The following is a 13,506-nucleotide window of genomic DNA, read 5'->3' as shown; positions in this document are numbered from 1 at the left end:
GTTCATCTCCAGGGTGGTATTCCCGTTTCAGGCAATGCAAATTTCACGCCGCCTGCATCAGGAAGGCGGCGGCACGCTCACCAATCATCGTCACCGGCGCATGGGTGTTGCAGGTCGGAATGATGGGGATCACTGAGGCATCGGCAATCGTCAGCCCGGCAAGGCCATGCACCCGCAACCGGCTATCCACCACCGCCATCTCGTCACTGCCCATCTTGGCCGTGCCGACGGGATGAAAGAAAGTGGAACAGCCGTTGCGGATGAAATCCCGAAGGCCGTCCCTCGACAGTTTTGTGTCCGGCGCGACAAAGCCATCGAACAGCCCGGCAAAAGCCGGTGTCTGCGCCAGCGCCATCACCGTCTCAATGGCCAGAAGCGTCGCATCCAGATCGGCGGGGTCTGCGAAATAATTCGGCTGGATCTCCAGCGGACCGAAAGGATCGGCAGAGAGCAAGCGCAGGTAGCCGATGCTTTTCGAGCGCATCAGGCCTGCCCCCATCGAAAACACCGGACCGGACATGTCGTAGAGGGCGCGCAGCGCAGGCGTAGCGCTATTGCCCTGCACGGGAAAGGCATGCACATCCGGTTGGCCGAGATGGGCCGATGATTTCCAATTCATCATCGTGCCACCACCATTGTCGAGCATATCGCCCAGCGGCATTTTCGACCGGCAGACCACGGCCTGCACCAGCGGGTGATCCTGAAGATTGCGCCCGACGCCGGGAAGGGCATGATTGAGCGGAATGCCCAGCCGTTTCAATTCCTCGGGATCGCCAATGCCCGACAACATCAACAGGCGCGGCGTATCGAAAGCCCCCGCCGCCAACACTATCTGGCTTTGGGCAAGGGTCTCAACACTCTTGCCGTCCACCAGATGGCGAATGCCCGTGCAGCGCCCCTTTTCGACCATCAGGCCGATCACCTGTGAGCCGGTCAGCACGGTCAGGCGCGGATGATCGAGGATCGGATAGAGGTAGCCCTTAGCCGAACTCCAGCGCTTGCCATCGACAATATTGAAATTCGAGGGGCAGGCGCCCTCATTGCTTGGCCCGTTCGGATCATCGATCACTGGAATGCCGAGATCGGCAGCACCCTCCATCATCGCCCGGGCCACCGGATGAAGGACCTTGCTGGTCGTGATCTTCAGGGGACCACCAGCACCACGCCAGCGGCTTTCGCCCCCTTGCCAATCCTCGGCCTTTTTGAAGAACGGCAGCACATCCTCGAAGGACCAGCCCTCGCAGCCAGCGACCTGCCAGGCGTTATAGTCATTGGGATGACCGCGATACCACATCATCGCGTTGATCGCCGAGGAGCCGCCCAGCACTTTGCCACGCGGAATGCCAATCCTATGGCCATTGACGCGGGATGTGGGCGCATATTCATAGCCCCAGTCCCAGCGTCCGCGCCCCAACGGCACCCATTGACGCGGGTCGTCAATCTCGGTCACGCCGATCCCCGGCTCGCCCGCCTCGATCAGCAGCACGGTCGCCTCCGTGCCATCGATCAGGCGACGCACCACCGGCAAGCCGCCGGAGCCAGCGCCGACGACGATATAGTCATAGGCTTTTTGAAGCGAGCGTTGTGGCAAGAGGGGCCGTGCTTCAGTCGTTGTATTGGACATGGGGACATCGGCCTCAATTGTGCTCGCTCGGTCCCATGATGACGATGCCCTCGCTGGCCTCGACATGGCGCACGAAGATATATTTGTCCTCGCGCCCATCCGAATGCTTGCGTTTGATGTCCGGCTGTACGGTGCCTGCCACCTTGGCAACCACCACATAGGGAACATCGGCCTTCAGCCCGGCCTCGCAATGGGCCTCGAACTCTTCCAGCGTGCGGGCGGTAAAGGCATTGTCGATCCCGGCACCGCGAGCAATGGCGGCAATATCCACCCGGCCGAAAGCCGTGTGGGTCGGCGGACCGCCAATCGACTGGTAGCACTCATTGTCCCAGACGACGATGAACAGGTTTTTCGGTTGTTCGTTGCCAAGGGTGGCGAGAATGCCGAGGTTGAACATCATGCCGCCATCGGTATCGAGCGAGATGATGCGGCGATGCGGAAGCCCGGCTGCCAGCCCGAAGGCCTGCGGCGTGACGCAGCCAAGCTGCTGCTGAAACAGGCTGGCCTGGCGCATATGCGGGGCGGCGTTATACCATTCATCGACGGAGGCCCCGAGCGACAGGATGACAAGCTCGTTTTCCAGCCGTGCGGCCAGCAATTTCATGCAATCATAGCGCTTCATCGGACGATGCTCCCGCCAAGGGCGATGGCCGAGTGGTAGTAGGCATTGTAGGACCAGTTATAGGCATCGATGATCGATTGCTCGATTTCGTCTTCCTCGCGCACCACCCGGTAGGGAATGCGCAGCGCGTTCAGCACCGGCTCCATGGTGATGCCATGGGGAATGGCCCACCAGTTGTTTTCACCCAGTTCGCCACGATAGCTCATCAACATGACAACCGGGATGCCGGCCCCCAGGCCCATACGCGCCAGCGGTTCAACGGAAGCCCGCAGGCCGGAATTTTCCATAACCAGCGCGGCGCGCTTGCCGGAGAGAAACACGCCGCCACAGATTGCCGCCCCCTCGCCCTCATTGGTGACGCGGATGGTGCGGATCTCAGGATCGGCGTCCAGCGCCGGATACAACTCCTTGAAGAGCGAATCGGGCAGGTAGCAAACGACACTGACCCCGGCTTTCTTGAGGCCGCGGATAACGGCATCGACGGATGATGGTTTCATGGTGATCCCTCGTTTCCGCGTGAGGTTCGCAAACCGGACGTGTTTCGAATAGACGGCATTTTTCGACGCAAGTAATGCGCAAAAGGCAACATGGTTACGGTATGTCTCGTGGCACGTGTCCTGCCGCCTGGGCAAGCTGTTCGACCGATTGCTCCAGCAGCCGCCCCAGCGCCGAGGCCGCATCCGACATCTCCTTGGCCGAGCGCGATAGCAGCATCAGTTTGCGGTTCGGCAAACGGCTGTCGGAGAGCGGCACGAAGACCAGCGAGCCCTCGGCCAATTCCTGTTCCACGCCGACCCGGGTCTGCAAGACAAGGCCGAGATTGCGCCTGGCCAATTCCACCATCAGACCGATGGAATTGGTGCGTGAGCGGTGCGAGAGATCCACCAGCGACCGGTTCAACGCCTCCTCCACCGATGCGCCCAGCGTCAGGCTGGCATCCGAGAGGATCACCCGCAGATTGGCGAGATCGAACAGCTTGATTTCCGTGCGCTTGGCCATGTCACTGTCCGGCAGGGCCAGAACACCGATTGGCAGCGAGACGCTGGCAATGCGGCGCACGGTGCGCGGCACGCGCACGTCGAAAAGAACGGCGAGATCGCATTCGCCCTCGGCCACGGCATTGGCTGCCTGCTGCGAAGCCATGACCTTGATATCGACGGTAATGGCCGGATGCCGGCTCCAGAATGCCTCCAGCGCCGCTGGCAACAGGCCTCGCGCCACGCTTTCCACCACAGCCACCGAAACGGTGCCTCGGTGCAGCCCGTGCAGATCGTTGATTTCAGCGCAGGCGCGGCTGAGTTCCGACAGTGATGCCTTGGCGTGATACAGCAGCAGTTCACCGGCGCTGGTCAATTTCAGGCGCTGGCGCACCCGGTCAAACAGCGGCGTGCCGATTTCCTCTTCCAATTGGCGCAGGATGCGGCTGACGGAAGAAGGTGCGACATTGAGGGCAAGGGCGGCCTGGCGGATGGAGCCCAGCCGCGCCACCAGCTGGAAATAATGGATGCGCGTTGCAACCAGGCCCAGCCGGTAGACATCCATCACGCTGCCTCGAAGGGCGGCACGATCACCATTTGCGGCACCGTCACAAGCCCCTTGTCGGTGATGCGGATTTCCGGGATCACCGACAGCGGGATCAGGTTGAAACCCATATATGGAATAGTGCAGCCTGCCTTTTCCCATTCCACTTTCAAGGCCTGAACTTCGGCTGCCACCTCATGCACCCGCTTGTCGGACATCAGGCCCGCCACCGGCAGCGGCACCATGGCCGTCACCGTGCCATCCTGCACCACACAGACCCCGCCCTGATGGGATTCGATGGCGCGCAAAGCCACCTGCATATCGGCCTCATTGGTGCCAGCGATAATGATATTGTGGCTGTCATGACCGACAGAAGAGGCAACGGCACCGCTTTTCAGGGCGAAATTGGAAAGAAGCGCATGCGCCACATTGCCCGGCGATTTGCCGTGCCGCTCGATGACCGTCACAAAGCACAGGCCGTGGCGAGCAAAATGCGTTTCCCAGTCATTGGCCGGTTCCAGCTCGATCTTTTCGTGTCCGAGGATGATGCCCGGCAATTCGGTGCGGATCGTGTTGGCGATGACTTTGCTATTCGGCAGATCAGGCGTCAGCTTCACCACCTCTGGCAGCTTGACCGTGTGATAAGCGGCATCGGGATAGCGCCAGCGGCTGGAAAGGGCGGCATCGAGAACCGGAGTAATCTTTTTGTGGTCAACCACCAGTTCACCGCCATACCAGGTGCTGACCGGTTCAAGGTCGTCATTCAGAAGCACCAGATCGGCCCGGCGACCGCCGCCCAACCCGCCGATCTCCCCGTCCATGCCAAACCGTGTCGCGCCATGCAGCGAGCCCATGGCCCAGGCTTGCTCCCGGCTCATGCCCACGCGCCGTGCCTCGCGCACCACCCAATCGAGACCGAAGGCCAGCAGGTCTTCTGCATCGCGGTCATCGGTGCAGACGGCAATGCGCTTATGCGAAGCGCCAAGCTCGGTCACCGTGCGGATCGCCTCCGGCAGTGAATGCCAGGGCGTGGTTGGCGGGCCGCCGCGCAGGAACAGCCAGATCCCCGCCTCCAGCAGATCATCGGCAATGTCGCGGTCGATGGCTTCATGCGTATCGGTCACGCCGGATGCGGCATAGGCCGAGACGAATTCACGGCCATAGACATGCCCGGAAACCGGCCTGCCCCGGCCAAGCGCCGCGGCCAGAATAGCATGAGCGCGCTCATCGCCCATGGTGACGGGGACGAAATCCATCTTCTCACCCAGCGCCACCGCTTCCGGCCATGTGTCGAACAGGGCAGCGATCTTTTCCGCTGTCAGATCCCCGCCCGCAGTTTCCAGTTCCGGTGAGGTGGCAGGCACGGTGGAGGGAACGGTGAGGAAAATCGATAGCGGCGCATGGCGGGCGTCTTCCAACATCGCCTCAACACCGGCGACATCCATGACATTGCCGATTTCATGGCTATCGCAGAAAATCGTCGTCGTACCGTTGAGAAGGGCGGCCTCGGCATAGGCGCAGGCCGTGACCATGCTGGATTCAATATGGATATGCGGATCGACCAGACCCGGCGCAAGAATGCCGCCCTGCGCATCGTAGCGCGGCACGCCCAAAGTTTTCGAACTGCCAGCCGGTTTGACCGCGGCGATCCGTCCGCCAGCCAGCCAGATTTCCCTATCCGGCAAAATACGCTCAGAATAGGTGGAGAGAACGCGGGCTCCGGTGATCACCAGATCCGGCGCGGCGCGGCCGGACGCCACATTTGCCAAGTGCCGTGTCATACCCGCCAGCGGGGCGACGGAAAATCGGGTTAAAGCCATCGGCATGAACTCCTCTGATGGACAGAATGGTGAGATCCGGCGTGCGTCCTGCCGTCACAGTCTGTTCAAGAATTGCTGCTGGCCTGGCGAAAATGGTAATTTCGAGAACCGGAACGGAGCGTACTTAACGTACGTGAGTACCGGAAGCGGAGAAATTGCCATTTGCAGACGGCCAGCGGCGACTATTGGATAGACTGTCAGTGGTAATCAGGTATGCCCGGCATAGTCCGGAAACCGGGGATGCTGCGAAACCGCCTTATCCACCGCCGCAGCGCTGGAAATTCATCGTGATCGATGCCGTAGTCGCGGCTGAGGGCAAAGCTTGGAAACAGGGCGAGATCGGCAATGGTCGGGCCTGCCCCGGCAAACCATTCGCAGCCATCGAATTGGTGCAGCGTCATGTGGTCGTCCATGACCCGGAAGGCGGCGCGGGATGATGCTTTTAACGCCTCAACATCGCCCGGACCACCAAACAGCGCCACCCGCCGGGCCGTGACAGCACAGCCAAGCGGCGATGCTGAAAACAACGTCCATTGCATGACGCCGCCAAAGATGGCTGGATCGAGTGGCAGCCATGTGCCGGAGGGATCATAGGCCCTGGCCAGATGGGCAAGAATGGCCTGCGTGCCGTAAATCACCTGCTCGCCATCCTTCAGCACCGGAAGCTCCCCCAGCGGATTGAGCGCCAGCATCGCCGGGGTCTGTTCCTCCCGGCCCGGCACCATATCGATAGCAAGGGTTTCATAGGCCATCCCAAGACAGGACAGCAGCAGCCGCACCCGGTAGCAGTTTTCGTCCAGATCGTAATTGTAAAGCGTGATCGCAGACATCAGGCCACCTGCGCCAAGGCGGAGGGTGCCTCAAGTGTCAGGCGCAAAGCCTCCGCCCAACGGGCAAGCGTCGGCCTCAATGCCGCCGATCCTGTGTCGGTCACAAGATGGAGGGCAAGCCTTCCGGCGGAGACCGCCTGAACCGCTACGGCGACACGCAGATCGCCAGCCTCAAGCCGCCAGGCATTGGCGGAGAGAACTTCAAAATTTGCGGGCAAAATTCCCTCTGTGGTGGGGAGTTGCGCTTCCTTCAGGACATTCATCGCCTGTTGCACGGTACAATCCGCATAAAGGCTGCGCACACTCAAGCCCACTCCAAGATCCGGGATGCTGGCCACGTCGGCACGATCGGCAAGCGCTGCCCAGATCACACCACTGCGCTCCTCGGCGGCATAGGTCGTCACCCGGATGGTCTTTGGCACATCCAGATCGGGATGGGCCGGGATATGGGTGCATTGTCCCGCCGTATCGTAGGACCATCCGTGGTAGAGACAGGCAATATGGTCACCCCGCACGAAGCCAAAGCTCATCCGCATACCGCGATGCGGACAGCGGTCTTCCCAGACATGCGCGGCCCCCTTGGCATCGCGCCAGACGACGATCTCCGCACCATCAACGACAGCACCAGCCGAGGTTCCAGGCTCGATAGACGAAGACAGCGCCACCGGCACCCATGCTGTTTCAATGCTCATGACCCCTTCACCTTTCAAAAACTGCCTGTCTCGCACTCTCAAACCTGTGCCATCACGAAAGCCGCCGGACATCCCGCACGATGCAGTCAGTCGGGCCAAGGCTACAGGCCATTTCAAACATATCAACCAAGGCCTCCTGCCCGATGACGCAAACCGCAACCCGGCTTTCGCTGCAAGCCTCGACATCAATGCCAATGTCGAGCCTGCCAGCGCGATGGCGGGCAAAACTGAGGAAGCTTTGGCAGTTGAAATCTCCCTCGAACACCAGATTGACCGTCAGGCTCATCACAGATCCACCATTGCTGGTACATCATTTTTCGGCTCAACCTCAGGCTCAATCCTGCGCACTATTTCGTCTCCGATTGACCGTTTCAAACGCATAAGATTAAATCTTGTGCATGCCTGATTTTTATTCAGTCTAACGTTAGGAGAAGCAGGCTTACAAGCATTTTCTTCAGCCTAGATGTTACCTTTCACGCATCGTCTTGATCGATTTTTTTCGACTATGCGGAACACCAGTGTTTTGAAAAGGTCAAAGCCGATTGGAATGGGGTGAACATCAGCGCGGTGAACAACCCAGCGTGTATGACGTCGTCCTACCAATGTCGATGCTGAAGCATCGGCCGTTGAACGTCACCATCTGGCACGGTTGTTGCGTCAGAAAGGGCGGCAGGTGGATGCGGATCGCCGCTTTCCAACCGGTACAGTTCGACAAAACCAGTTCAACAAAAACATATGGGGGTTCCAATGATCGACCTGCGCAGCCTTTCCCGTCGCGGTTTTCTCAACATGGCGGCAGCCGGCAGCGCCTCGCTGGCGCTTCCCGGCATGTTGCGCACCGCCGCAGCCGCAAGTGCCTTGCCTGCTATAAAGGAAGAGAATGCCGTGATTGGCTTCGGCCATGTCGGCCCGGTGACGGATGAAGGCTGGACCTGGTCGCACCATCAGGGTGTTCTCGCCGTCAAGGAAAAATTCCCCAAGCTGAAGAAGATCCTCGAGGTCGAGAACGTCCCCTATTCAGCGGATGCCACCCGCACCTATCGGCAATTCGTGTCGGAAGGCGCGAATATGATCTTCGACACGTCCTCGACAGGCGACTTCCTGCATGACGTGGTGCGCCGCGCCAAGGACACCGCCTTCATGGAATGCAATGGCCATGTGACGATGGACAATCTCGGCTGGTACTACATGGCCCATTGGTATCCGACCTATGTGGTCGGCGTCGCCGCCGGGCATTTGTCGAAAACCGGCAAGCTCGGTTACGTCGCCTCCTTCCCGGTTGCTTCGGTCTATGCCTCGACCAATGCCTTCCTGATGGGCGCACGCACCGTCAACCCCAATGCCACCTGCCAGACCATCACCATCAATTCGTGGTTCGATCCGCAGGCCGCCGCCCAGGCTGGCACCGCGCTGATCGACAATGGCTGTGATTTCCTGTTCGGCATCATGGATGAGGCCGCCTATCTCCAGGTTGCTGAAAAACGCGGCGTCTGGGCTGCGATGTGGAACACCGACATCCGCCGCTATGGCCCCAATTCCTATGTGTCCTCGATCATTATTGACTTCAAGGAGTTCTATATCGATCAGGTGCGCAAGCGGCTGGCAGGCGAATGGTCGCCTTCGGAAAGCATCTTCGCGATGGGCGCTGGCGTTGACCGCGATGCCTGGGGCGCCAAGGTTCCCGCCGAAGTCGGCAAGGCGGCGGATGACGTGCGCACGAAAATCCTCGGCGGCTGGTCGCCGTTTGTCGGCGAATTGAAGGATGCGAAGGGTGCCGTGCGGGTGGCAAAGGGCCAGAAGATGACCGAACTTGAGCTTTATAATTGGGATTGGTCGGTGGAAGGCGTCACGGGGCTTTAAAGCACCCGACGAAATAGAGAGGTCGGGCGATGGCCCGGCCCTTCGCAGCCTCTCATGCCGGTGTGCCGAGAATGAATGAACATCCTGCGAAATATACAGTGCCGACGGGGGCAGCCCCTCTCGTCCAGTTAAAAGGCATTGCCAAATATTTCCCCGGCGTCATCGCCAATCGCGATGTCGATCTTGAAGTTATGCCCGGTGAAATCCACGCGCTACTGGGGGAAAATGGCGCGGGCAAATCGACGCTGATGAATATCCTGACCGGCATTTACCAGCCGGATGCGGGCGAGATCATCATCGACGGCTATGCAAGGCAATTTACCGGACCACAACAGGCAATTGCCGCCGGAATTGGCATGATCCATCAGCATTTCAAGCTGGTGAATGCCTTTACCGTGGCGGAAAACATTCATCTCGGCTGGAGCGAGACGCCGCGCCGCGCCTCAGCCCCAGTCCTGGAGGAACGCACCGCAGAGCTTGCGGCCAGGTTCAATCTTCAGGTCAAGCCTTCGGCGCGGATAACAGAGCTTTCGACAGGCGAACAGCAGCGGGTGGAGATCCTGCGGGTTCTCGCCCGCAAGGCCCGCGTACTGATCCTTGATGAGCCGACCGCCGTACTGACCCCGCTTGAGGCGCGTGAACTGTTCAAGGCCTTGCGCGATTTCGCCTCCACCGGCAATGCGGTGATCTTCATCTCCCATAAGCTCGATGAAGTGCTGGAAATTTCCGACCGGGTGACGATCCTGCGCGGCGGGCAAAAGGTCGGCACCGAGCTTTCCGCCGATTGCAGCCCGGCCAAGCTGGCTCGGCTAATGGTCGGGCGTGATATCGTGCTGGCCGATATGCGGGGCCGTCCGCAAGATGCCGCCGCGCTATCGTCTGCTCCTGTCATGCGGGTAAGCACAGTGACGGCGCTGGACGATAGCGGACGTCAGGCCTTGCACGATATTTCCCTTGATCTGCGTGCTGGCGAAATCCTTGGAATTGCCGGGGTAGCAGGCAATGGCCAGCGTGAACTGTCGCAAGTGCTGACCGGCACGCGGCCCATCGCCTCCGGCACCATCGAGATCGACGGCGAAGCGGTTGGCCACGCGAATGCCGCCGATTTCGTGCGGCGCGGCATCGGCCATATCCCGGAAGACCGGCTACAAAGCGGCTTGGCACCGGGGCTCTCCATTACAGCCAATGCCGTGATGCGCGAATATGGCAAACCGCCGGTCACTGTTGGCGGACTGTTTCGTCCCTCCGCCGCCAAGGCGCTGGCCCGCAGCATTGCCAGCGTCGCAGAGGTCAGCATCCCGGATTTCGCCATGCCGATCCGCAATCTGTCGGGTGGCAACCAGCAAAGGCTGGTGGCGCGGCGTGAGATGCGGATCGCCACGAAAATCCTGGTCGCCGCCTATCCAAGCCGGGGGCTGGATGTCGGGGCGATCAATACCATGCTGCGCTATATCGTTGACCTGCGCAATGCAGGCGCCGGTATCCTGCTGATCTCGGAGGAGCTTGAAGAATTGCTGAACCTCTCCGACCGCATCGCCGTGCTCTATGAGGGGCGGATCATGGGCATCGTCGACAATGACAGCACCGATATCGAGCAGATCGGCCTGATGATGGGCGGGCGACAGCTTCAGCCGGGTCAGTTGGCAGGAGGCACGCAGCATGGCTAGTCTTCGCCTGCAACGCTTCCCTTCAGCCACGCCAGCTGCTGCCCTTGGCGCACGAGTGGCGGCCATTGCGCTGGCGCTGCTGATCGCAGGCGTCATTCTGGCTATCGCGGGCAAAAGCCCGCTTGACCTTGGCATTCAAGTGGTTTCGTCCTCGCTCGGCTCCAGTTTCGGTCTGGAGGATCTTGGCCTTCTGGTTATCCCGCTGATCCTGACTGGCCTTTCCGTCACGGTCGCGCAACAGATCGGTGCCTGGAATATCGGTGCGGAGGGGCAGTTTTACGCAGGCGCCTTCGCCGCCAGTGCCGTTGGCCTTTTTGTGCCGCTGCCGGAAGGCTGGAGCCTGGTGGCAATGTTTTTCGCTGGAGCGGTTGGCGGTAGCGTCTGGATCCTCATTCCGGCCCTTGCCCGTGCCTATGCCAATGTCAACGAGCTGATCACCACGCTGCTGCTGAATTTCGTCGCTATCCTGATGGTCTATTATGTCTCGACGGATGCCTGGCGCGAACGCGGCGGCGTCGCCAACTCGGCCACTCCGCGCATCAAGGCCGAAATGCCGGAATTCTGGGGTCTTGTGCATTGGGGCCTGCCAATTGCAGTGCTTCTCGCGCTGGCCATGGCGGCGCTGCTGGCCTTTACCCGCTGGGGCTATGAGGTGCGGTTGATCGGCTCCAATCCGCAGGCCGGAAACTATGCGGGCATTGCCGCCCGCCGTCATCTGATCACCGTCATGCTGCTATCGGGGGCAATTGCCGGTCTGGCGGGCATGTTGGAAGTGACAGGAACGGTGCATCGCCTCCAAGGCGGTATATCCAACAATTATGGCTATCTCGGTATCATGGTCGCGGTGCTGGCGCGGGGTTCTTGTATCGGGGTTATCCTTGCGGGCGCGCTGATGGCCTTCATCCTCAATTCGGGCATCATCCTGCAAACGCAGGGGCTGACAACCTCGACCGTACTGGCAATCACCGGCCTCATCCTCTTCCTGACGGCCATCGGCGACGAGATTTCCCATTACCGCATCGTCCGCGACAAGAGCTGAAAGGACCCGCGATGGAACTGTTGACCGGACTTCTGACCACCGCCTTTCTGGCTGGCGGCGTCTTGGCGCTGGCGGCCATGGGCGAAGTGCTGGCCGAGCGGGTCGGCGTCGTCAATCTCGGCGTCGAAGGGCTGATCGCCATGGGAGCAATCACCGCTGTTGCCACCGTCACCGCCTTTCCATCGCCCATCCTCGGCTTTTTGGCGGCGCTCGCCGTCGGTGCCTTGTTTGGTGTGGTGTTTGCGGTAGCGACTGTGACGATCAGGGCCAATCAGGTGCTCTGCGGGCTGGCATTGACCTTGATCGGCACCGGCCTTGCCCAGACGATTGGTAAATCCTATTCCGGCATGCCGGTCCCGGCAACATTCCACGGCGTCAAGATGCCGATCCTCTCAGAAATCCCCATCCTCGGACCGGCCTTTTTCAGCCAGAATATTCTCGTCTATCTGATCTACATCATCCTGCCGCTGGGCCTGTCCTTTCTGATGTTTCGCACCCGCCACGGGCTCAATATGCGCGCCGTTGGCGAAAATCCGGCGGCAGCCGATGCGGCGGGCATTCCGGTCCACCGCATCCGCTTTGGCTATGTCTGCGCGGGCGCGGCGCTTGCTTCAGGCGCAGGTGCCTATCTGGTTCTGGCCTTCGTGCCATCCTGGTCGGATGGCGTGGTGGCCGGGCGCGGCTGGATCGCGGTGGCGCTGGTGATTTTTGCGGGCTACCGGCCTATTCCGGCGGCTCTGTCCGGCCTGTTATTCGGCTTCATCACCGCACTCGGTTTCGTCGGACAGGCGCGCGGCTGGCCGATTGCTCCGGCCTTTCTATCCATGCTGCCCTATGCCGGAACCATCGCCTTCATTATCGTGCCTGTGATCGCCTGGCAGCGCATGCGCCGGTTGATGGCGGCACCAGCCGCCCTTGGCCTGCCCTATTACCGCAGCCTTCGTTGAACGCGAATGGCAGGAGAAACCCAGTGATGGCAATCGACAAAACAAGCCTCGATCAATGGTATCCCATCGATACCGAAGCGCTTATTCCCTATGGTCTATCCGCAAACCGGCTGCTGGGCATTGATCTCGCCGTGACCCGCACCGAGGACGGTGACGTTACCGTGAAAGCGCAGGAAAACAATCTGCCAATCCGGCGGCGCTACGGCTATATCTGGACGACGCTCGGCAGCCCGGACAAGGAGATTTTCCCCATTGAGGAAGCCGATGAGCCGGATCGCCGCATCGTGCCTTGCGGTGCGGTCACCGTGAAGGCATCGGGCCTGCGGATCGTCGAAAACTTTCTCGACATGGCGCATTTTCCCTTCGTCCATACCGATATTCTCGGCTCCGAACCGCATACGGAAGTCGAGCACTATAATGTCGAAATCCGCCGCGATGTCGATGAGGTCTGGGCGACCAATTGCCAATTCTTCCAGCCGCAAGCCGCCCTTTCCGCCACGGACGGATTGATGACCCACTATATCTACCGGGTGATGACACCCTTCACGACGCTGCTCTACAAGACCTGTCCGAATTCAGACACACGGTGGGATGTGATCTGCCTGTTCGTCCAACCCCTGGACCCGGATCGCTGCCGCGCCCATCCGATCATGTATCTGATCGACGATCAATCGACCACCGCCTCGCTGATCCAGTTCCAGCAGCTGATTTTCCTGCAAGACCGGATCATCCTTGAAAACCAGCGCCCGGTTCTCCTGCCGATGGAGCCACGCTCGGAAATCCCCACCCGGGCTGACGCCACCTCCATCGCCTATCGCCGCTGGTTGAAGGAAAAGGGCGTGACCTATGGCACCTCGCTGAAGGCCGTTGCATGACCAACGCCA

General features: G+C 60.4%; 13 protein-coding genes. 5 read left to right on the top strand and 8 right to left on the bottom strand.

The features are described 5' to 3' along the window. Positions 1 to 43: 43 nt before the first annotated feature. From FS819_RS20360 to FS819_RS20325, 8 genes are all read right to left on the bottom strand, one after another. A complete protein-coding gene (locus FS819_RS20360; protein ID WP_156547402.1) occupies positions 44 to 1,624 on the bottom strand; it encodes a GMC family oxidoreductase in 1,581 nt (526 codons plus the stop codon). Positions 1,625 to 1,637: 13 nt separating this feature from the next. Continuing rightward, the gene (locus FS819_RS20355) at positions 1,638 to 2,246 is read right to left on the bottom strand and encodes a thiamine pyrophosphate-dependent enzyme (protein ID WP_060717304.1); all 609 of its coding nucleotides are present in this window, start codon (positions 2,244 to 2,246) and stop codon (positions 1,638 to 1,640) included. Continuing rightward, positions 2,243 to 2,743, bottom strand: coding sequence for a thiamine pyrophosphate-binding protein (locus tag FS819_RS20350; RefSeq protein WP_012653795.1), 501 nt, complete (start codon positions 2,741 to 2,743; stop codon positions 2,243 to 2,245). The genes FS819_RS20355 and FS819_RS20350 overlap by 4 nt, the downstream gene beginning before the upstream one ends. Positions 2,744 to 2,837: 94 nt before the next feature. Next, entirely contained in the window at positions 2,838 to 3,788 is a 951-nt protein-coding gene (locus FS819_RS20345) for a LysR family transcriptional regulator (RefSeq protein ID WP_156547401.1), read from the bottom strand. Further along, entirely contained in the window at positions 3,788 to 5,587 is a 1,800-nt protein-coding gene (locus FS819_RS20340) for an adenine deaminase (protein WP_156547400.1), read from the bottom strand. The genes FS819_RS20345 and FS819_RS20340 overlap by 1 nt, the downstream gene beginning before the upstream one ends. Before the next feature lie 197 nt (positions 5,588 to 5,784). After that, positions 5,785 to 6,417: a glutathione S-transferase family protein gene (locus FS819_RS20335; RefSeq protein ID WP_156547399.1), complete on the bottom strand. Its 633-nt coding sequence runs from the start codon at positions 6,415 to 6,417 to the stop codon at positions 5,785 to 5,787. Beyond that, a complete protein-coding gene (locus tag FS819_RS20330; RefSeq protein ID WP_156547398.1) occupies positions 6,417 to 7,109 on the bottom strand; it encodes a Rieske 2Fe-2S domain-containing protein in 693 nt (230 codons plus the stop codon). The genes FS819_RS20335 and FS819_RS20330 overlap by 1 nt, the downstream gene beginning before the upstream one ends. 52 nt (positions 7,110 to 7,161) lie before the next feature. After that, positions 7,162 to 7,395, bottom strand: a complete 234-nt coding sequence (locus FS819_RS20325; protein WP_156547397.1) for a hypothetical protein — start codon at positions 7,393 to 7,395, stop codon at positions 7,162 to 7,164. A 461-nt stretch (positions 7,396 to 7,856) separates the two neighbouring features. On the opposite strand from FS819_RS20325, the gene FS819_RS20320 reads away from it, so the two are divergent. The 5 genes from FS819_RS20320 (at position 7,857) to FS819_RS20300 (ending at position 13,497) form a co-directional block, all read left to right on the top strand. Beyond that, positions 7,857 to 8,969 (top strand): BMP family ABC transporter substrate-binding protein, encoded by a 1,113-nt coding sequence (locus FS819_RS20320; RefSeq protein WP_156547396.1) that lies wholly within the window; start codon positions 7,857 to 7,859, stop codon positions 8,967 to 8,969. A gap of 71 nt (positions 8,970 to 9,040) precedes the next feature. Further along, the gene (locus tag FS819_RS20315; RefSeq protein ID WP_156547395.1) at positions 9,041 to 10,636 is read left to right on the top strand and encodes an ABC transporter ATP-binding protein; all 1,596 of its coding nucleotides are present in this window, start codon (positions 9,041 to 9,043) and stop codon (positions 10,634 to 10,636) included. Continuing rightward, a complete protein-coding gene (locus FS819_RS20310) occupies positions 10,629 to 11,675 on the top strand; it encodes an ABC transporter permease (RefSeq protein WP_156547394.1) in 1,047 nt (348 codons plus the stop codon). The genes FS819_RS20315 and FS819_RS20310 overlap by 8 nt, the downstream gene beginning before the upstream one ends. 11 nt (positions 11,676 to 11,686) lie before the next feature. After that, positions 11,687 to 12,622 (top strand): ABC transporter permease, encoded by a 936-nt coding sequence (locus tag FS819_RS20305; RefSeq protein ID WP_060717295.1) that lies wholly within the window; start codon positions 11,687 to 11,689, stop codon positions 12,620 to 12,622. 26 nt (positions 12,623 to 12,648) lie between these two features. After that, positions 12,649 to 13,497 carry an aromatic ring-hydroxylating dioxygenase subunit alpha gene (locus tag FS819_RS20300; RefSeq protein ID WP_156547393.1) on the top strand — a complete coding sequence of 283 codons (849 nt, stop codon included), beginning with the start codon at positions 12,649 to 12,651 and terminating at the stop codon, positions 13,495 to 13,497. Positions 13,498 to 13,506 lie beyond the last annotated feature (9 nt).

It is taken from the genome of Allorhizobium sp. Av2, assembly GCF_021462805.2.
In the GTDB taxonomy this organism is placed as follows: domain Bacteria; phylum Pseudomonadota; class Alphaproteobacteria; order Rhizobiales; family Rhizobiaceae; genus Allorhizobium; species Allorhizobium vitis_G.
This window is presented reverse-complemented; position numbering and strand designations above follow the sequence as displayed.

Coding starts and splice junctions, on each gene's coding strand:
- FS819_RS20360 (WP_156547402.1), bottom strand. CDS start 1,624: ATGTCCAATACAACGACTGAAGCACGGCCCCTCTTGCCACAACGCTCG.
- FS819_RS20355 (WP_060717304.1), bottom strand. CDS start 2,246: ATGAAGCGCTATGATTGCATGAAATTGCTGGCCGCACGGCTGGAAAAC.
- FS819_RS20350 (WP_012653795.1), bottom strand. CDS start 2,743: ATGAAACCATCATCCGTCGATGCCGTTATCCGCGGCCTCAAGAAAGCC.
- FS819_RS20345 (WP_156547401.1), bottom strand. CDS start 3,788: ATGGATGTCTACCGGCTGGGCCTGGTTGCAACGCGCATCCATTATTTC.
- FS819_RS20340 (WP_156547400.1), bottom strand. CDS start 5,587: ATGGCTTTAACCCGATTTTCCGTCGCCCCGCTGGCGGGTATGACACGG.
- FS819_RS20335 (WP_156547399.1), bottom strand. CDS start 6,417: ATGTCTGCGATCACGCTTTACAATTACGATCTGGACGAAAACTGCTAC.
- FS819_RS20330 (WP_156547398.1), bottom strand. CDS start 7,109: ATGAGCATTGAAACAGCATGGGTGCCGGTGGCGCTGTCTTCGTCTATC.
- FS819_RS20325 (WP_156547397.1), bottom strand. CDS start 7,395: ATGAGCCTGACGGTCAATCTGGTGTTCGAGGGAGATTTCAACTGCCAA.
- FS819_RS20320 (WP_156547396.1), top strand. CDS start 7,857: ATGATCGACCTGCGCAGCCTTTCCCGTCGCGGTTTTCTCAACATGGCG.
- FS819_RS20315 (WP_156547395.1), top strand. CDS start 9,041: ATGAATGAACATCCTGCGAAATATACAGTGCCGACGGGGGCAGCCCCT.
- FS819_RS20310 (WP_156547394.1), top strand. CDS start 10,629: ATGGCTAGTCTTCGCCTGCAACGCTTCCCTTCAGCCACGCCAGCTGCT.
- FS819_RS20305 (WP_060717295.1), top strand. CDS start 11,687: ATGGAACTGTTGACCGGACTTCTGACCACCGCCTTTCTGGCTGGCGGC.
- FS819_RS20300 (WP_156547393.1), top strand. CDS start 12,649: ATGGCAATCGACAAAACAAGCCTCGATCAATGGTATCCCATCGATACC.